Source organism: Virgibacillus sp. CM-4, from assembly GCF_000445495.1.
GTDB lineage: Bacteria > Bacillota > Bacilli > Bacillales > Amphibacillaceae > Virgibacillus > Virgibacillus salexigens.
Window position 1 is genome coordinate 916,821 of the sequence record NZ_AUQA01000002.1, and the last position, 20,955, is coordinate 937,775.

The 20,955-nt window shown below is 36.6% G+C and carries 15 protein-coding genes; 3 read left to right on the forward strand and 12 right to left on the reverse strand.

What is annotated here, in order from left to right:
- Positions 1-7: 7 nt before the first annotated feature.
- Genes M948_RS27910 through M948_RS27920 form a run of 3 tightly spaced genes read left to right on the forward strand, consistent with a single transcriptional unit; the run spans position 8 to position 3,433 of the window.
- Positions 8-1,003 (forward strand): LacI family DNA-binding transcriptional regulator, encoded by a 996-nt coding sequence (locus tag M948_RS27910; protein WP_021289711.1) that lies wholly within the window; start codon positions 8-10, stop codon positions 1,001-1,003.
- Between the two features lie 46 nt (positions 1,004-1,049).
- On the forward strand, positions 1,050-2,441 hold the full coding sequence (locus M948_RS27915) for a sulfatase family protein (protein ID WP_021289712.1): 1,392 nt from the start codon (positions 1,050-1,052) through the stop codon (positions 2,439-2,441).
- 20 nt (positions 2,442-2,461) lie between these two features.
- Positions 2,462-3,433 (forward strand): formylglycine-generating enzyme family protein, encoded by a 972-nt coding sequence (locus M948_RS27920; protein ID WP_021289713.1) that lies wholly within the window; start codon positions 2,462-2,464, stop codon positions 3,431-3,433.
- 47 nt (positions 3,434-3,480) lie between these two features.
- On the opposite strand, the gene M948_RS27925 is transcribed toward M948_RS27920, so the two are convergent.
- The 12 genes from M948_RS27925 to M948_RS27980 all read right to left on the reverse strand — a co-directional run bounded on the left by M948_RS27925 (position 3,481) and on the right by M948_RS27980 (position 20,800).
- Positions 3,481-4,104, reverse strand: a complete 624-nt coding sequence (locus M948_RS27925; protein ID WP_021289714.1) for an NUDIX hydrolase — start codon at positions 4,102-4,104, stop codon at positions 3,481-3,483.
- 305 nt (positions 4,105-4,409) lie between these two features.
- Positions 4,410-5,282, reverse strand: a complete 873-nt coding sequence (locus M948_RS27930; RefSeq protein ID WP_021289715.1) for a sugar phosphate isomerase/epimerase family protein — start codon at positions 5,280-5,282, stop codon at positions 4,410-4,412.
- Between the two features lie 25 nt (positions 5,283-5,307).
- Positions 5,308-6,618 carry an alpha-L-fucosidase gene (locus tag M948_RS27935; RefSeq protein ID WP_021289716.1) on the reverse strand — a complete coding sequence of 437 codons (1,311 nt, stop codon included), beginning with the start codon at positions 6,616-6,618 and terminating at the stop codon, positions 5,308-5,310.
- Positions 6,619-6,648: 30 nt separating this feature from the next.
- On the reverse strand, positions 6,649-7,710 hold the full coding sequence (locus M948_RS27940; protein WP_021289717.1) for a Gfo/Idh/MocA family protein: 1,062 nt from the start codon (positions 7,708-7,710) through the stop codon (positions 6,649-6,651).
- Positions 7,711-7,962: 252 nt separating this feature from the next.
- On the reverse strand, positions 7,963-9,264 hold the full coding sequence (locus M948_RS27945) for a glycoside hydrolase family 125 protein (protein ID WP_021289718.1): 1,302 nt from the start codon (positions 9,262-9,264) through the stop codon (positions 7,963-7,965).
- 38 nt (positions 9,265-9,302) lie between these two features.
- Entirely contained in the window at positions 9,303-12,044 is a 2,742-nt protein-coding gene (locus M948_RS27950) for an alpha-mannosidase (RefSeq protein WP_021289719.1), read from the reverse strand.
- Between the two features lie 165 nt (positions 12,045-12,209).
- On the reverse strand, positions 12,210-13,811 hold the full coding sequence (locus tag M948_RS27955) for an extracellular solute-binding protein (RefSeq protein WP_021289720.1): 1,602 nt from the start codon (positions 13,809-13,811) through the stop codon (positions 12,210-12,212).
- Between the two features lie 78 nt (positions 13,812-13,889).
- Complete coding sequence (locus tag M948_RS27960; protein WP_021289721.1) at positions 13,890-14,795, reverse strand: carbohydrate ABC transporter permease; 906 nt, start codon at positions 14,793-14,795, stop codon at positions 13,890-13,892.
- A gap of 14 nt (positions 14,796-14,809) precedes the next feature.
- Positions 14,810-15,814 (reverse strand): ABC transporter permease, encoded by a 1,005-nt coding sequence (locus M948_RS27965; protein WP_021289722.1) that lies wholly within the window; start codon positions 15,812-15,814, stop codon positions 14,810-14,812.
- A gap of 351 nt (positions 15,815-16,165) precedes the next feature.
- Positions 16,166-17,533 (reverse strand): alpha-L-fucosidase, encoded by a 1,368-nt coding sequence (locus tag M948_RS27970; RefSeq protein WP_021289723.1) that lies wholly within the window; start codon positions 17,531-17,533, stop codon positions 16,166-16,168.
- Positions 17,534-17,905: 372 nt separating this feature from the next.
- Positions 17,906-20,164 (reverse strand): helix-turn-helix domain-containing protein, encoded by a 2,259-nt coding sequence (locus M948_RS27975; RefSeq protein WP_021289725.1) that lies wholly within the window; start codon positions 20,162-20,164, stop codon positions 17,906-17,908.
- Positions 20,165-20,179: 15 nt separating this feature from the next.
- On the reverse strand, positions 20,180-20,800 hold the full coding sequence (locus M948_RS27980; RefSeq protein ID WP_021289726.1) for a YesL family protein: 621 nt from the start codon (positions 20,798-20,800) through the stop codon (positions 20,180-20,182).
- Between the last annotated feature and the right edge of the window lie 155 nt (positions 20,801-20,955).

Here is a 20,955-nt window from a genome sequence, read left to right on the forward strand (position 1 = left end):
AACGAATATGGCAACAATTAAAGATGTAGCAAAACTAGCTGGAGTTGCAATTTCTACTGCTTCTTATGCGCTTAATAACAGTGACCGTATCTCTGCTGCTACGAAACAAAAAGTGGAAGCGGCAGCTAAAACATTAAATTATAAGAAAAATGGGTTTGCATCCGATCTAAAGCGAACAAAAACAAATACCATCGCCTTAATTCTAAGCGATTTATCTGGACCCTTTTACTCTGAGCTAATCAAAGGTGTACAAGATGTAACAAGTGCTAATAATTATGACTTGATTGCCTGCAACTCAATTGGCGGAGCTCAATCCACAGCCGTCAAATTCTTAACTGAAAAACGTGTAGATGGAGCTATTATACTGGCTCATAACATTACGGATGAACTAACAATCGAAAGTGCGACGTACGGAACCCCCCTTGTCTTACTGGACCGTTACTTAGATGATAACCATGTGTACCATGTAGAGGTTGATAACATTCAAGGTGGATATCGTGCTACAGAGTACCTCATTACCCATGGACATACAGAAATAGCATATATTAGCGGTCCTGCAGCATCAAATGATAATATCTTACGCTATCAAGGATATCAAAATGCCTTAATGGACTATCATTTGCATTTACATTCCAGATGGCATATTCAAGGGGACTTTACACGTGAAGGCGGCTATCGAGCAACTAAATTGCTAATTGCTCAAAAGAAGCTACCTCATGCTATCTTCTACGCAAATGATGAAATGGCTGTTGGTGGACTTCACGCATTCAAAGAAAATAATATTCGAATCCCTGAAGATCTATCCATTATTGGTTATGACGATATTCAACTGTCTGAATATGTTCAACCTCCATTAACCACTATTAAGCAACCAAAATACGAAGTTGGTGCATTAGCAGCTCATTTAGTATTCCAGATACTGAACGGTGAAAAAATCGACCACCACTACAAACTATCGACCGAATTAATTGAACGTGCATCTGTCCAACCTAGAAAGTCTTAATAGATAGCGTTTACACATTTATTTCTTATCCAAAGGAGGAATGAATATGGATACCAAGCAACCAAATATTTTATTTATTATGAGTGATGACCATGCTACCCAAGCAATAAGTTCATATAATCATACCCCACTTGTAGAAACGCCAAATATTGATAGAATTGCAAATGAAGGCATGCGCTTTGATCACGTTTATTGCACCAATTCATTATGTGCACCGAGTAGAGCTACGATCCTTACTGGCAATTATAGTCATGAAAATGGTGTGAGAGGGTTGTCCGAGCATTTTGACGGAAGGCAGCAAACCTTCCCTAAACTACTTCAGGAAAACGGATACGATACTGCAATTATTGGTAAATGGCATCTTGGACATGGTGGAAATAGTGATCCAACTGGATTTAATTATTGGAATATTTTCCCTGACCAAGGGGATTATTATGATCCTGTCATGATTGAAATGGGTGAGGAAAAAAAAGTAAAGGGTTATGCAACGGATATCGTTACGGATCTATCCATTGATTGGCTTGAAAACAGAAATCAGAAACAGCCCTTTATGATGATGGTACACCATAAAGCGCCCCACCGTCCTTGGCAACCACCGGAAAAATATAAGCAGCTATTTGAAGACAAAGCGGTGCATTTCCCTGATACATTTAATGATACGTATGCTGATCGAGCCAATGCAGCGAAAATTGCAGACATGCGTATTGAAGATTTAAAAGAAGAGGATGTTAAAGGGGTGCCGCCAGCAGGGCTTTCTAAGCAAGAAATGAAGCAGTGGAAATACCAGCGTTATATAAAGGACTATTTACGTTGTGTGGTATCTATTGATGACAATGTTGGTAAGTTACTAGATTACCTAGATAAGAATGGCCTAGCCGAAGACACGATTGTTATCTACACATCCGATCAGGGCTTTTTCTTAGGCGAGCATGGTTGGTATGATAAACGATTTATGTATGAAGAATCACTACGAATGCCTTATGTAATGCGGTACCCTAAAGAGATCAAAGCAAATAGTGTATCTACGGATTTTATTATTAATAATGACTTCGCACCAACGTTTCTTGATTATTGCCAAGTACCAGCTAAAGAAAGCATGCAAGGAGAAAGCTTCAGAGTAATAGCAAAAGGAGATAAACCTAAGCTATGGCGTGATGCTGTATATTATCGTTATTGGGAGCATTTAACCATCCATCAAGTTACGGCCCATTATGGTGTACGAACAGAACGTTATAAGTTGATTTATTACTATGGAGATCCATTGGACGTAATTGGGGCTGTGAATAAACCAATGGAACCAGAATGGGAACTATTCGATTTAGAAAAGGACCCTATGGAGTTAAAGAATGAATACCACAATCCAGCATACGCTCCTGTTATTACGGAGCTTAAAAACAAACTAACCCAGCTGAGGGTACAGTATAATGAAACCATATAAGGGGGAAGGTTGATGAGAAAATGAATCAGAAACAACATCAAACAAAGCATTGTTGTACAGCTTCACGAAGTACATTCCAAGACAGCCAAACGAAGAAACAGCAAGTATTTGCGAGATCGGAGAATACAACAACCGATATGGTAGTTGTGCCCGGTGGAACATTTTTAATGGGTACAGAAAATCAAGCTGGATTTCCAGAAGACGGCGAAGGACCGATTAGATCCATCGAAGTAGCCCCCTTTTTGATTGATCCTTGTACAGTAACAAATGGATCGTTTCAACAATTTATTGCATCTACAGGTTATCGCACCGAAGCCGAGCAATATGGATGGTCATTTGTTTTCTATCAATTGATTAGTAAACAGACCAGAAAAAAGGTAACGCAACATGTTCCACAGACCCCTTGGTGGTGGGTAGTGGAAGGAGCAGATTGGAGACATCCAGAAGGGCCTGATTCAAACATAAATGGAAGAATGGATCATCCTGTGATTCATATATCTTGGAACGATGCAATGACTTACTGTAAATGGGCTGGAAAACGACTACCTACTGAAGCCGAATGGGAATTCGCTGCACGTGGAGGTCTTGAACAAAAAATATACCCTTGGGGAAATGAATTAACACCAAACGGCGTCCATCAATGTAACATTTGGCAAGGAACATTCCCTACTCAAAACACACAAGAGGATGGTTATTTTGGCACTGCCCCCGTAACAACATATCCCCCTAATAACTTCGGCCTATATAATGTTTCTGGCAACGTTTGGGAATGGTGTGCAGACTGGTTTACGGCAGACAATAACCTTCAAGCTGAATCAGTTCATCCAAAAGGACCAAATAGCTGCTCAAGTAAAGTAATGCGTGGTGGTTCGTATTTATGTCATCACAGTTATTGTAATCGGTATCGAGTTGCTGCAAGGTCAGCAAATACACCTGATAGCTCAACTGGAAATCTCGGATTTCGTTGTGTAAAGGATCTTTCATCCAACTAATAAACACAGGTCTTCCATATTCTCTGTGGAAGACCTTATATTAACAACTATGCCTCTGAATAAATCAATTGAACAAAATGCTGCAGTAGTTTAGCTGTTAATCCCCAAATCACTTTGTCTTTATACTGATAGAATAGTTCATCCAATTCACGTAGTCGCCATTCGTATTTTTTGCCACCTTGAATCAGGTTATATGGGAAATTATCTTCTGGAATTACTTGAAAATTAACCTTATACACTGCGGGTTTGGTTTCAAGAAAATAGTGTAGTGGGACTGTAAATACTTCTTCCACTTCATCCCGATTCGGAACAATCTCTTCTGGATGACGTAATGTACCAACAAATGGAGTAATAATTCTCCCGAAGTCCGACACCATATAATCCAGAGGAATAACACTTTCCACTTGTTCTTCACTTATCCCTAATTCTTCCGCTGTCTCTCGAATGGCACCATGTTTTTCATCTACATCGCCTTGTTCTAATCTTCCTCCTGGAAAACAAATATCTCCTGGTTGGTTTCGCATGTGAATAGAGCGAACTTCAAAGAGGAGATGTGTCTCGTTATTTATTTCCACCAGCGGAATTAATATTGCGAATTCATGGAAGTTTTCCCTTCCTAGTATCGTTGGTGTACGATCTTTTAGTTTAGCTATCACATCAGGTGCTTTCATTTCTTCACCTCCATGTATTCCATTACTTCAATTATACCTGCCAATAGATGGAATGAACAATAAGTAAACAGCACAAAACGATACAGGTGCTCTGTACCGTTTTATCATAGAACCTCTTTCTCCCTAGATCCGACAACCTATTTTATAATAGGCTCATTCAACTTTTACTGTCGATATTTCCCGGGAAATGATACGACGATATTTTTATATTGACGGTTTTCAACATGGAACGATAAATACTTCATTGCTCTTTCCTCCAAATAATCCTTGATTTAAATTTATTTATTCTATATTCAGAATTTATTTTAGTTTTCATCCCATAACCGTTTAATATTAGCCATCCCTATCTTTGATGCTTGTTTACACTCTTCCATACCTTCGAATTCAAGCGTAATATATCCATCATAACCTGCGTTTTTTATAAGTTTTATTATTTCCCTTAATTCAATATCTCCATGGCCAAAGATGGAACCTCTCAAATAATTATTATTAGCTGTTTTAATCCATTTTCCTTCTCCCGGATTTTGGTAAAATGGTCGATAATAGAAGTCTTTAAAATGTATGAGAGAAGCATAAGGGAGGTTCTTTTTGACCCCAACAATCGGAGCTTCATCTACACATAAAAAGTTTCCTATATCTAATGTCGTCTTAAAATTAGGTCTGTCCACCATTTGTATTACACGATGTACTCGATCGCTATGTTGTACAGCCATTCCATGATTCTCTATTGTCGTAGTAATACCAAATGCCGCTGCATAATCAGCAATTTGTCTAGAACCCTCGATAATTTGTGGCAAACTGTTTTCAAAGTACTCAATCGTCCGTTTCTCTGGGGGGAGTGTGAAGGCAGTCACATCATGACGCATATGCTTTATCCCCATACGTCGAATTAAATCCACATGTGCTTTCAAACGATTTACTTCTGCATGAAATTCCTCATCCGTGGGCTGGACAAAGTTAGCTGGAAGCGCATAATTGGATAGTTCAATACCTTCCTTTACAGCTTTTTCCTTAATAGCATCAGCTAAATTTGGATTGTCTACTAAAGTAAAGCCATACGGAACGATTTCCATATGTTCTCCTCCATTTTCCTTAATCCACTCAACTATATCGAGTACAGTCATTTCTCCAGAATTAATTGCATCTAACAAACTATACGTACTTAAACCTACTTTCATTTTTTATCACCTCTCATAGTTACTATTATTTTAAAAACAATTCAATAACTGGAATACTTACATTCGGCTTCTGTACAGGTAGATTTAATACAACAGAATCTCTGTCAATCGTTGTTTCCGTACTTGTAATGACTTCTTTGGGATCGTATTCAGCAAATCTAACTTCTGAAGCATCATGTAGAAATTGGCAATAAGATACTCTACCTGCTAAGCCTTTTACATGGATATGCTTGTATGGCCATGAAAATATGTGAAGATATAATTGGCTACCTCTTTGGGTATAACGGCAATCAATAGGCGCTTCAAATTCACTTTGTTTTGAACCATAGATAGAGCGAGCGTGTAATCTCATCCATTCTCCTATTGCTTTCAGACGAACTACCGAGTTTTCATCAATTTCTCCACGACCATTTGGTCCTATATTCAGGAGAAAATTACCGTTCTTAGAAACTGTATCAATCAGCATCTTTAATAATGTATCTGAAGACTTCCAATTTAAATTATCTCGATGATAGCCCCAGGATCCATTCATTGTTTGACATGCTTCCCAAATGACAGGTTGATTATTTTCTTTGTTAAGCCTATTCGGTTGAAACTGTTCAGGAGTCATGATACCTCTATTTAAATCCAACCGATCATTTAGAAGTATATTCGGCTGTAATTCTAGAACTAACTTTTCTAGTTCCTCTGATCGCCAATCAACAGCTCCTTTTCCCTTTGCCCAGCCCCAGTCTCTGTGAGAGTAAGAAAAGTCAAACCATAGATAATTAATTTCTCCGTAATTTGTTAATAATTCTCGGATTTGCCCTTTCAAATATTCTATATACGTATCCATGTTGCGATTTGCTAAAGAGCGCTTAGAAACATCGTCTCTTAATGGATGAAGCCCGTCAATTATAAAGTCAGGATGGTTCCAATCAATTAGTGAATGATAAAACCCTATCTTTAAACCTTCCTCACGCATTGCTTCTACTACCTCATAGAGCAAATCTCTCTTTATTACTGTATTTGTAACCTTATATTCCGTGAGTTTTGAATCCCATAAAGCAAATCCTTCATGGTGTTTTGTGGTGATCACAACGTATTTCACACCTGCTTTTTTAGCATACTGTGCCCACTGCTTTGCATGTAGTAAATCGGGATTAAAATAATCAAAGTACTTTTTATACGCTTGTAAATCTATTTTTTCGCGCGTCATGAACCACTCATGTCTTGCACCAGCAGAATAAAGGCCAAAATGAATAAACAAACCAAATCGGTCGTGTATAAACCATTGAGGATCTCCGTAATTATTAGGCCAATTAATATACTTTAAATTCTCAGTAGGTACATTCACCAAAGAATACCTCCATTAAAATAATGTCATTTAATCCAATCGAACCTCTTCTCTTTTTTCACTAGATTCATAGATACCAGTTAGTATTCTCATCATTTCTATACCATCTTCAACAGGGCAAAGTGTTTCTCGTTCTCCTTTAACACAAGAAATAAAATGGTCAATCTCATGCTGAAAGCCCGTTTTAAAATCAAATGTCAATGCATCAATTTGAGGTGTGGTGTTTAGAATCGTATTATTTTTCTCAGTGATAAGTTGTAATTCTGGCTCAATTTCAGCACCTCCCTTATCTCCAAATACACTAACAGCAATTGTATCTTCCCTTGCGTGGAGCGTAAAACTGACATCAACCATTAATGACGCACCATTTTCAAAACGAATTACTGCATTAGCCATATCCTCTACCGTATTTTTATAGGGATCATAATCTGCCGCTTTATAATATGATTTATTTTCTATATTCGAACGGTTTCCCAATTTATGATAAGCATTACCACTTATCGATTGAAGCTTTGGTTTCCCCATAAGGTACCAGCACATATCAATAACATGAACGCCAAGATCAATAAGCGGGCCGCCTCCAGACCTCTCTTTATCGGCAAACCATCCACCCGGATTACCTAATGCACGAATACATGATGCTTTTGCATAATAAATATCACCAATATCTCCAGAGTCGATAAAACGCTTTAATACCTGTGTATTGGTCCCAAATCTTCTAACAAAACCTACTTGCAATGTTTGTTCACTTCTTTTTACTGCTTTCTGTATGTTCAAAGCTTCTTCAACAGTTTTACATAAAGGTTTTTCGATAAGTACATGTTTACCTGCATCCAATGCAGCTATCGAAATTTCAGCATGCGTATTATTCCATGTGCAAATACTTACTGCTTCAATCTCCGAATCTCTCAGTAGATCATAATAGTTTGTATAAAATTTCTTAGCATGGTGTTTTCCTGCTTTTTCCCTAGCTCTTTCTTCATTTATATCGCAAACCGCATAAATTTCTACATCTTGATGATTCTCGTACGATGCCAAATGCATCTCCGAAATAGAGCCTAACCCAATTATTCCAACCTTTATTTTTGCCATTGTTTTAGCTCCTCTTCACTTTTATTCAAATCTAACCTTGAATCATGTATTCACCCAACAGAGAAAATTGTGGCAGCACCTTTGTGACCTAAATCCTTGTATCCCCTAACAGAATCGGGTATTTACTGGTAGTTGGCTCCACTTATCCTCCTACGACGAACGATTTCTTACTTATTTTGTCGACATTTCCCAGGAAATAGAAAATAATGTCTTACTTTTTTACAACTATCTGCAAATTAGTATTTTAAACCTTTACTTAGCTAGTGGACTCCCCTTCACAAAATATCCTAGCCTACTTAATACAAATTCACTAAACATCGAATTAGCCCAGGAGAACCATGGTCTCGTAAACCTTTCAGGGTTATCAACATGAAACCCTTCATGCATGAAATTTGTATTTGCATCCGTTTCTTTGAGAAGATCAAGAATCTGATCCTTTTCTATGCCTTCCTTCGCGGTCATCCCTTGCATTGCCAATGCAATAGGCCAAACATAGCCTTTAGGCGTATGTGGACTTCCTATTCCATTAGCTATTTTACCCTCATAATAATATGGGTTATTTACGCTAGTAATGAACCTACGTGTATTTTGATAAATAGGATCCATCACATCACAATAGCCTAAGTACGGCATGGATAGTAAGCTAGGTACATTTGCATCATCCATTAAATTATAATTTCCCCGTCCGTCTGTCTCATAGGCATAAATGATGCCGTATAGCGGATGTTCGACCTTACCAAACGTTTGTATTCCTTGATTAATTTGATCGGCTAAATGAATAGCTCTTTTCTTAAGATTTGCATCATGAAAAACTTCATCAGAAATTGTAGCAACTTGGCTTAGCACTACCACAGCAAACATGTTTGCTGGTACTAAATATCCGTATTGACACGCATCATCGCTAGGACGAAATCCACTCCATGTCATACCAGTATTATTTACAGGTAGACCCTTTCCTTCATTTGCTAACGTATCTTGCGGAGGACAATTTTCTCTTATAAATTGATAACTAGACTTTCTAAAATGGTATTGTTCGATCTGCCATGTATGAATAACCTGATGAACGGCTTTTATAAAATCTGCGTTAAAATGAGATGTTCTCCCTGTTGATTTCCAAAACAAGTAGGCTAATTGTATGGGATAACAAAGGGAATCTATTTCATACTTGCGCTCCCATATCCACGGTGTCATATCCGTTTTATCTTCGTTATAGCAATTTCCATTTGCGGTTTCATTAAATGCATTTGCATAAGGATCATGATTAATATAATTAACCTGCTTTTGTATTACGCCTTGAATAAGATCTGCCATATGTTTATCATGCTCTGCTAAAAGTAAATAGGGTCTTACTTGAGCTGTTGAATCTCTTAACCACATCGCTGGTATGTCTCCAGTAATGACAAAGGTAGATCCATCCCATTGTGGTCGAATCGTCGTTTCATAGGTGTTCTTGAAACAACTTTCGAACATCGTTTGTATTTTTGGATCACCGCTGAACTTTTCCTTCACTTGATCAATAAGGTCGGTCATTGATGTAGGTAGGTTTTTTGACATAGTCCCCGTAACACATCCTTTGCAAGTTGCTACTAATTCTAACCAATGGTTTCAGCTTTCTTGAAGCCAACTGTAACGATTTCATTCTGATTTACTGGTATTACTAATTTGCTAGAACTAGTAGGTATGGATAAGGTCTCTAATTCTTCTTCAAGAATATTACTCCTGTATACTTGAACAGATCCTATTGGCATACGTGTTGATAACCAAGCTTCTGTTTCTGCCATATTAAATCCACGAAAAATGATATCATTTGATGTATGCGAAACCTTTAATGCTGTGAAACTAACTTTGGTAGACTCCCATTCGATAAAAGCGTATGTTGGGGGAAGCTCTCCTGTTTGAAGTCCCAACTGATTGACTGTCCATGGTACTTGAGATTGGTAAGAAGCTTGATAACTTGCAAGCCTGCTTTGTTCTCCTTCATGAGGAAAAATGGAATACGAAACGATGTGTTCACCTAAACATTGAGCGTCCGGTGTCGGAAAATAGCCCCAATCTCCCAATTCTCCTACAGCTCGAAGTAATGTAATTGCGATTGTATTTCTGCCATCACGTAATATTTCATATTCATTTAGACCAAGATTACTAACTGTCAAGCCACTCTTTTCATTACTTATATTTACAAATGCTTGCTGATGTTGCGAATGATCTGGGTTTTTCCATTCTTTTGCAGGCTTATTAAATCTTTTGACAACTTCAAACACCGAATCTGTATAATGAACATCGGATAGAATATCTGTTGGAAATAATACGCGCATACGGTGATCCTTAGCCTGATTGTTAAAGGAAGTAGTGATATACACTCCCTTACTATTTTTCTCCAACCTCACTCTTGTAGTAATTTTATGTGTAATTGTTTCAGATACTCGTTGCGACTTCCTCTCTGTAAACCAAACGAGCTCCTTCTGTTCTTGATGCAAATATGTGGAAGCACTTATTGGTAATTCCCATTCATGAACGATTTCATATTCAGCCTGAAAGGGCGTATCCTTCACAACAAATATTTTTGCTTGTATATTTCGCGTAGTGATTGTTTTTTCACCGCTTGGTTGTTTATACATGTATTCATTACCAATGTCACCTGTATCTTCATAAATACATAAATCGTTATATTGTTGACCATTTATTTTATTTGTTACTGTTAACGATCCATTTGGATTAATTTTTACATGCAAATAATGATTCTCCATTTCCCGATCATTACAAATTAAAGAATCCCACACACAATCATTTGCAGATCCCTCAGCTAATACCAAAGCAAATGAGTTATACCCTAGCGCAGGGATATTTTCAGCTTCAAAAGTCAGCCGTAATCTTCTTGCCATATAAGGCCGTCTGAATTTGTCCTTCGGTAAATCAAAATCAAACTCGATACCTAAATCTTCTATCTGGCAGTCTAGTATATTCCCGTGATTATCTAGCACTTCCCTATCCTGAATAGAAAAATTTTTCAGCTTTTGTTTATTTATTCCCTCAGATAGGTACTGTTTTACAACATCCAAATTAATCGTAATAACTCCTGTACGATTGTGACCAGTAGTATTAAACACAACAAATGGAATGGTTGATTTTCCCCATTTGTTAAACATGGACGTATCTATTTCTCCTGACAAAAATGTAAGGCTTTTATTAATCATCCCTTTTGCCACTTGGCGAGTCTTTTCAAACCGCGTAACCATTTCCCGGTGGACGTCATCAATGCTACAGCCACAGATACTATCATGCGGATGATTCTGCATTAATGTTTTCCATCCATATTCAAATAAGTCATGATCATATGCATCCCCCTGTAACCACGCAAATGAAGCAAGTGGTTCTGCAACCTTTTCTAGAAGTACTTGATTCTGTTGATTTAATTGTTTTAAATAAATACGTGAAGATGCTGTATTAACAAGTGTTCCCCATCCATCCGTATGTTGACTTCTCAACTCGCCATCAATGATTTTTACATCGTTTGGTATCGCTGAAGATAGTTCCTTGCAATAATCATTGAAATTCGAATGTTTAAAATCTATATTGGGATACAATTTCTTTGCAACTTGTATAGCCTCTGGTAAATTATATTGAACAGGTTGATGATCACAACCATTCATTACTAGCATCTGTGATGATGAAGCATATTTTTCTAATGACTTTAGTTGGCTTTGCCAATAGATTTTCGCGCTTTCATCATCCAGGGGTATTTCATTTCCATTACAGTACCAATTAGCAAATAGAATACCGATTACCGTAGATCCGTCTGGTGAGCGCCAGCACATTTCCGAATAAGGCGATTCATAACTGGATGCCTCTTGAATCATGTTATTAAATCCTGTTGGCTTTACCCCTCTCCCAAAGACAGCATGATGAATGCCGGCCTGACGTAATAGCTGAGGAGCTTGCCCAATATTACCGAATGTATCTGGAAAATAGCCAATCTTAGTCACGCCGCCCCAATCATTTGAATCCTTTATACCATATAATAAATTCCTAACATTTGATTCACTGCTCGTTAAAAAAGCGTCCTGCAAAATATACCAAGGACCAACATGAATCCTTCCTTCTTTAATATATGTTTTCAACTTTTCCTTCATTTCAGGTCGAACTTGTACATAATCATCCAGCATAATCGTTTGGCCATCTAAGTGAAAGCTTTTGTAACCCTGATTATTTTCCAGTGCTTCTAAGAGTCGATCCATCAACTCAACCAGAAGAATATGATGTCTTTCATATGGTAAATACCATTCTCTGTCCCAATGAGTATGGGAAATAATATGCACTGTCTGATTATCTTCCAATCTTCTCCCTCCTCCTATTAGGATATTCGATAATTGTAAAGTATCTGCTAATTTGCCTTATCAAATTTACAGAACCTTAGTTCTATACAAACATGGCTAGTATGCTTTTCTTAAAAAACAAGCATACCAGCCACTTACAACTATTTGACCCTGACTGAACTACAGTTAACTATCAGCCCAGCGGTCATAGGCATCTTGATAGATTTGAATATATTCCTTGATATTCATCTTTTCGATCGTCTCCACATATGTTTCCCAATTTGACAGAGGTTCAACTCCCGTAATAAATTTAGCTTCCATCTGTTCAACATACGATTGCAAATCAACCTCAATTGTATTTGCCTTCTTTTGTTCATCTGATGTTAAATAAACTAATGGGTAGGGCACTTCAGCGTATGGTTCAATCTTTTCTTCCGTTTCTGAGGCAATAAACTTGTCGAATTCTGATAACGGTCTTCCCTCAATAGGCCCACTTATAGTAGGAGTTGAAATACCATAATCGGGTGTAATCGTTCCCCGATAATCTTCCTCTGAATTAAACCCTTCAGGTATCTCACGGTCGACCTTTTCTCCTCCTTCTTCATCCTTCCATTCCCACATGTAGCCTTCAGGACCGCGATTCAAAAATTCATACCCTTCATTCGTATAAAAATAATCCACCCATCTGATCGACGCCTCAGGACTAGGGTTATTACTTGTAATTGAGAATGTACCTCTTTGAATTGCGGGGCTTCGAGGTATAATTGCTTCTTTCGATACTGAACTTGTTAACGGCTGAAACATTGGGTTATTTGTTGCTTCTTCTTCTGTTTCGCCAGTAGTAAAAAAGGAATAATAATCAGGAAATACACCAATTCGATTTTCCTGTCCCTTGGCTTTCTTTTGTTCATCCGATTGCGAGAAGGTTTCCGGGTCTAACAATTCTTCTTTATATAATTTATTCATAAACGTTAAGTATTCTTTATAGTTCTCTGTAATTGGGGTATATCGCACGTTGCCATTAACTTCCTCTATCCCCCATTCTTTCATTCCAAAAGCGCCTAATAACCATGGCCTTGAACTATTCATTTTTACGTCAAGTAATGGTATTTCATCAGCTTTTCCATTACCATTTGGATCCTCAGTCTTGAATCTTTGCAGTAATTTATAGAACGCGTCTACTGTTTTAGGTAACTCTTCAACACCTAATTCTTTCAGCCATTTTCCGTTATACCATAAAGGTCCTTTGTACCAGCTCGATGTAGGACCATCCGCTACAGTAGGTAGTGAATAAATATGTCCATCAATCGTTGTAATTGACTTTTTGACATCTGGTCTCTCATCAAGAAGCTTTTGCAAATTCGGTGCATGCTCGGCAATTAGATCTTCTAAAGGTAAGAGCACATCTTGTTGTCCATAATCGACTTCCATTGCAGGGGTTAAATTACTAGTACCTGCACCATAGATAACATCTGCTATATCCCCACTAGCAAATGCTAGATTCAATTTTGTTTGGAAGTCATTGAGAGGTGGTGTAATGTATTCAAAGTTCATATTGGTCATCTCTGCATATTTTTGTAATGTAGGCATTTCATTCCACTCAGCAAGACCTGTTCCAGGAGCCATCATTGATAGCTCGATTGGATCCTTAACAATAGGAAATCCTTCGTCATTTACTTTTATATTCTCTTTTGCAGTAGTTTCTTCACTTGCATTTTCAGACTTACATGCGGCTAACCCAAATAAAATGAATGCAACAAGCGTAAATAGTATCCATACTTTCTTCATACTACAATTCCCCTTCCTTTAATGTTTTTTTCCTAACAAATCGTCCAACATTCCCCCCTTCTTCCAATTACCTATTAACTAGCCTTTTAAAGAACCAATCAAAACGCCCTTCACAAAATACCGCTGGAGGAATGGGTAGACGATTATTACTGGTAATGAAGAAACAATCATAACCCCATACTTAACAATCGCAGCAAGCTGCTGTTTACTATGCATTGCTTCCGCCATACTTCCAGAAATATTTGTATTTTGTGAGGCCATTTCTTGTAATACGAGTATTTCTCTTAACACCAATTGTAGTGGGTACATATCTTTATCAGATAAATAAATTAAAGCGTTGAAGTAGCCATTCCAGTGTCCAACTCCATAAAATAGAGCCATCACAGCAATAATTGGTGCTGATAAAGGTAAAATGATTTTGGTGAATAATTTAAAGTTTGAAGCCCCATCAATGATCGCTGCCTCTTCTAACCCTTTTGGAATAGAAGTTTGGAAGAATACACGGGCAATTACAATATTCCATACAGCTGCAGCATTCGGTAAAACCATTGCCCATATCGTATCAATTAATCCTAAGCTTTTTACGACGAGATAGGTTGGAATTAATCCACCACTAAAAAACATGGTTAATACAAACATCCCCATCAATAAATTTCTTCCTGCAAAATCTTTTCGAGATAATGCATATGCTGCAGGAATCGTAACCGCTAAATTAATCAATGTCCCAAGAATGGTATAAAAAATCGTGTTGAAATAACCTCTCCAAATATCATTGTTTTGAAAGATTAATCTATATCCTTCTAGTGTTATATCTTTTGGAAGCAGCCACATTTCGCCGGAATTGACAGCCGACGGATTACTGATCGAGGCACTTATGATATATATAAGTGGATATAAAACAATAACAAGAGCAGCTGTTAAAAATAAGAACACCAAAACCTTAAACAACTTATCTTTTTTTGTTTCTTGAATTGAAGTACTCATAAGCTGATAACCTCCTACCAAAGACTTGTCTCACTTGTTTTCCTAGCAATGTGATTTACTATAACAAGTAAAATCGCATTGATCACTGCATTAAATAGTCCAACTGCAGCGGCAAAACTATATTGTGCATCTAATAAACCAGCCTGATAGACAAATGTAGCGATAACATTTGAAGATTCAAGGTTTAATGGATTTTGTAAAAGTAATATCTTTTCAAAGCCCATTGCCATTATGTTCCCCATATTCATGATTAAAAGGATAATCATCGTTGGAACAATCGCTGGAATATTAATATGCCATATCCGCTGTAGCCGGGAAGCCCCATCCACAATAGCTGCCTCATGATGCTGCGGGTCCACGCCTGACAGTGCAGCAAGGTAAATGATGGTTCCCCAACCTGTACTTTGCCAAACGCCAGAGAAAACATATACGGTTTTAAACCATTCTGGTTCACTCAAGAAAGCCACTGGTTCTAGCCCTAAGAGCTGCATTCCGTGATTTATAATACCAGTTGCAGGTGATAAAAATGCTATTACCATACCCGCCATAACTACTACGGATATAAAATGCGGTGCATAGGTTACTGTTTGCACTGTACGCTTATATAGGCCATCCTTTGCTTCATTTAATGCTAATGCTAGTATAATAGGTAGTGGGAATCCTACGATTAATTCATAAATACTTATTCCTAACGTATTTTTAATTAGATCCCAAAAATAATAGGATTCAAAAAATCTAGTAAAGTGTTCTAAGCCTACCCACTCACTTCCCCATATTCCAAGCGTAGGAATGAAATCCTTAAACGCAATTTGAACGCCATACATAGGCACATAATGGAAAATTATAAAATATAAGAAGGCTGGCAATACAAAGATGTATAATTGCCAATTTTGTAGGATCTTTCTATTTTTTCCTTTTTTCCTCGTTTTTTTCTTTTTCACCGAATCTTGATTTCTGATAGGCTGAGTATGCTGAACATAATTGTCTTCTTTAGGTAGTGTTGAATTAGCAGGGCTCATCGAATCTCCCCCTTTCCTATTTAAGAAACTGCTTACATGTTACATTTTTCAGAAAATACAATCAATATGTCGTTTTCGTCATCGCTTGTCAAAAAACATCTTTCTATATGCACAGCAATAGCTTTGCAGCTTGTACTATGTCATATTTAACTGACTATGTTTCACTTTACATAAGCAAAGACGGTAGCTTTAATGTCAATCCAAAAAACAAACCCTGCAATATATGCATGTATCATACATATATTGCAGGGTTACTAAAAAGAAAATAGTGGGGGGGGGATATTTTACCCCCTCTACGTTTCCGTACAGTTAATACCTAAACACAATTACCGGGCCGCTCTTCCACCTTTGTTATCTAATTCGAAAAACCTCAACAATTGTCTTCTTTTCGTCATTAAGTTGATCTGGTATTGTCACCTTTAACCCTTTATTTATTTGTTTAAAATCTAGGTTCCACTCACAGCCTACTAGCGTAACTTGTTGTGCAAGATGTTCGTATGGAATAAGCACCTCATTTTCATCCAAACCAACCTGTTTGGATAATCGAAAACAATAGGTTATGTCGTCCTTTCTGGTAAAAGCAAAATCATTCGTATAATAAGGGGCACATATTCTTGTTCCATAAATAGCTTCCCCATAAATGGCTAACCATTGCCCGAGTTCTTCCATTCGTTTGATAGCCCCTTCAGGTAGACGGCCATCTGGTTGAGGAGCTACATTTAAAGCCAAATTGCCACCTTTTGCGACAACTTCTATTAATGTATGAATGATTTCTGTAGCTGATTTGTAGGTATCTTCATATTTAAATGAGAAGGAGGTTCCCATTGTAATACAGCTTTCCCAAGGTACCTGTATTGGATGATCTGGAATTGTTTGTTCAGGGGTAATATAATTTTCAAATTCTCCTCCCATCATTCGATTAGCAGTTAATAATCCAGGTTGGACACTTCTAGCTTTTTCAACTACTTCACCTAAGCAAATATCTTGTTGATCATTTCCAACCCATCCAGCATCCAGCCAAAGTATATCAATGTCACCATAATACATCATTAATTCCATTATTTGATTGTGATTAAATTGGACATATTTTTCCCATAACCGAGGGTATTGTTTGGGATCATAGGAAGGCCCCCTCCACGTTTTCTTACCAAACTCCGCCCCTGAGGACCAATAATAAGGAGTATGCCAATCTGCTTTAGAATAATATGCTGCGATTCCAAGGCCCCTTTCGCGAAACGCATGGAATACATGCTTACAGATGTCAGCATATTTATGCATATGGAATGGACAATCTTTAGCTGTAATTCGATAATTTGTTTCTTTGGTATCCCACATACAAAAGCCATCGTGATGCTTCGTCGTAAATATCACGTATTTAAAGCCTGCTCGTTTTGCTAAATCAGCCCATATCTGCGGTTGAAAGCGAATTGGATTAAATGTTTTATTCAAATTAACATATTGACGCTTAAACTCCTCTCCATCTGCTACCCAGTCAATACCTTCTCTTGACCACTCTGCATCGTCATCACTTAATGCCCACGATTCCACAATCCCTAATTGTGAATATGGCCCCCAGTGCATCATTAATGCCAATTTCTGATCTTTAAACCATTCTAATCGTTCTAACACCTTAGGGTCTCTAGGCTCTATCCAACTCTCCTCAGCACTATAGTGATGCTTTCCTTCTTCCACAACATGATTTGTTGTTTCATCTTTCATGACTATTAGCTCCTTTAACTAGAATAGACTCTACCACTTCCAGCTTGCTTTCTTCCTCGCACCTAATCAATATGTGGTTCATTTCTACTTGTACTTCCTTTTCACTAAAACGATACTAACAAGGAGCCTCTCTATTATTACTATGTGAAAGTTCTATTTCTATGTGGTTGTTGATAGAATAACGTCAACAATCACAAAAGGAAACTAATCAAAAGGCAGCTTACTTCCTACCCAACTGGGTATACTCCCAGTGCATAGAGCTATTATCCTCTTTTGAGCTAAAATCATTGACCTCTCGATATCTCTACACCACTTCCAATCCCCACAAGAGAAAAGTTACTGCAATTAAATAACCTTATAAGAATTCATTTATTACTGATTTAATCTTCGATACTCGCCGGGAGTAACACCTATTAACTTCTTAAATTTGCGTGTGAAATTAGCTACATCTTTATACCCTACTGCTACCACAATATCCTTTATTGGATGTTGTGTTTCCTTTAACTGTTTTTTTACGTTCTCCATCCGTAATTCTTGTACATACTGTGTGAATGTAGCTCCAGTTTGTTCTTTTATAAACCTACTAAGATAAGATACAGATAGTTTAAATTCAAGTGCTACATTCTCCAATGACAGCTCATATAATTGATAATTTTCATTTATATAGTTTAAAATATCATTTCTTAATTGGTCATTATGACTTTTTTTCTTCCTCTCTACTTCATGACAAATTTCAACAACTAAACTTTCAAGCTTTTGATGCAGCTGTTCCATCGAATGAAAGTCGACAATACGGTTAAAATCTTTTATTAAATGACTTAAACCAATTTCAGAGATTGTCTTAACGGTCGTATTAATTACATCAAAACAAATACATTTTAGCACCTGTATAGAGCAGTCATTATGAGCTAGTTTCGAAAAAATTTGATGCAACGTTTCAATTGCGACTATTTTATCTCCTTGTTTAATACTTTGAATCAGCTTTATTTGTTCTTCCTTTGGATAGCCAAGCGACTGTTCAGTCTCCACACTGATGTCTGCAAAGTAAATTACACTACCTGGCGGATTTATAAATTTATACTCTATCGTTGCCAAAGCTTCTATATAGGAGCGGTTAATCTGAGACTTCTTTGTATATACAGTCCCTACTCCTATCGTAGGTTCCTTTATAGTGAAATTCTTCATATATTGCTGCATTTCTAAAATAAGTTTCTTTTGCTGCTCACTAGGGTCTTTTATGTTTCTATCCATACTAATAATCATTGCCATGGCATCGTTATAAAGTAAATCAATACCATGAGCACTGGCTTTATCAAATGATAAATTGGATAATTTCCCAAAAAGTTTTTCTCTTTCTTTTATATTTCCTTCTTTAAACAACCCCTTATCGAAATATACGATACCGACAAAATAGTAGCCTTGCTCCATGTGTATATGCAGTGCATCTAAGATGACATCAATTTCACCATTATTTGAAATACTTCCTTTTAATAACTTTACAAAAACCTGATCCCTTGCAAATGGTTTTTGCATATACATCGTTTCGTTCAATGTTTGATGATCTTCAAATGCACTGGTAATAGTTTTTCTAATGGTTTCTAGTTCATTCCTACCTTCGAACTCTCTATTCCCGTTTTTTCCCTTCCTCGTAATTTCAACAATATTTCGAATTGGTTTGTATTGATTCTTCCCGATTAAAACAGCCAGTATAAAACCTATTATTAGTAGAATGATAAGCATCCCTAAGATTAGTAGGGTCGTATTATCCAGACGTTTAAAAAATTGATTGGTATCCATAAGCGTAATGAATTTCCAATTACTTATTTCTGATTCTACCGATACAATAGAATAATCTTTCCCATTTACATCTAAACTGCTTATGCCATGCTTTCTTACGGAATCGAAGTCAACTTCATTCTCTTGAATGAAGTCATCATTAATACTAGAAGCAATTACTTGGTTATCTTCATTAACAATATAAGCATTCCCTTTAAAATCACCTAAAATATTTTCTATTAGATCTGTCATGTTACTTTCTTTAATTAAATACATGACCGTTCCATATGGACTAGGGTTTCCAGGGGCTATTGGAAACAAATAGGCAATCATATTCTTATGTTCATCATCATTGATAACTACATGTTTTATTGGCTTTATGAAGGGCAATGGTGTATGTAAATCATTCATGAAATCTTTCTTTTCCCACTTATTAAAATGATATTTATTATTTAGTAAAGCATCAAATGAATAAGAACCACTAGTAGAATAAATTCGTTCATTATTATGATAGTAAATAAATAACTCCTCTATAATAGAACTGTTGGCTTTGTATTTCCTCAATTCATCAATTGCTTCCCCGCTATAATAATCATGGCTAAACATATAAGGGGTTAGCCTTGGGTCATAAGAGATTCTAGCTGCTAATGTCTCTAATTCTTTCATGCGTTCATTTGTTATATTTTCTACTTGCTCTAATTTATTGATATTAGCTTGTTCTATTTCTTCCCGTAAGTTTGCAACTGAATTATAATAAATGATCATACTCATAATTAGAAAAGGCACTAGAAATACTAGCAGATAGGATATAATATATTTATACAACAAACGGGATTTATTCCTATTTCTCCACATCGTTTCCCCCCCTGCCTATTCATTCGTCTGCTTCTTCTCTACTAGTACACATGCCCGTTTGGCTAACCACATCAGAGGAGTAGCAATTATTGATGAACCCGCAAAAAATAACATGATTGGTAGATAACTAAAAAAATAGAAGAGTAATATTAAACTAATAATCATTGCTATTGTTTCTAACGGCTGTGCCAAAGCTATTAGAAAGGCTTGTTTGACGTATTGGTGAAACTTTAGGTTATAGCGTGAAAGGATAGGGAAAATGTATAGAAGTATAATAATATAAAAAGAACTAATAATTAATAATAGACTATGTAAATAAAAGGATTGAATGTAATCATGAGAAATGGAGATATCAAAGTATAGAAATCCTCCTATTAATAATAAGACGACCCCCAAACCATTACTTACTTTAAATTTTTCTTTATAAATGCTAAAAAAATGTTTCATGGTTGGCTTATCAATATCCCTTTCAAACCAACTATGTAGTATTGCAAACAGAGCAGTAGTAGCTGGTGTAATACCGAATATAACGAAACCTAACGCTGTAAATAGAAGCCATAGAAAATGTAAGTAAGCAACTTTATACAACCAGTTACCAAAATCATAAAGTAGCTTTATAAAACCATGTAAGAGCATCAATTTATCCCCCCTTTTTGAAAACGCTTTCTTTTATGTTTAGAAAAATACTTTGCTAAAGGTAAATTAGTAGGTTTTCTCCATTATTATATCATACAAAATTTCTCATTTATTAACATATTTAAAAATAAGACTTAATTATCAGAAATTAAGTC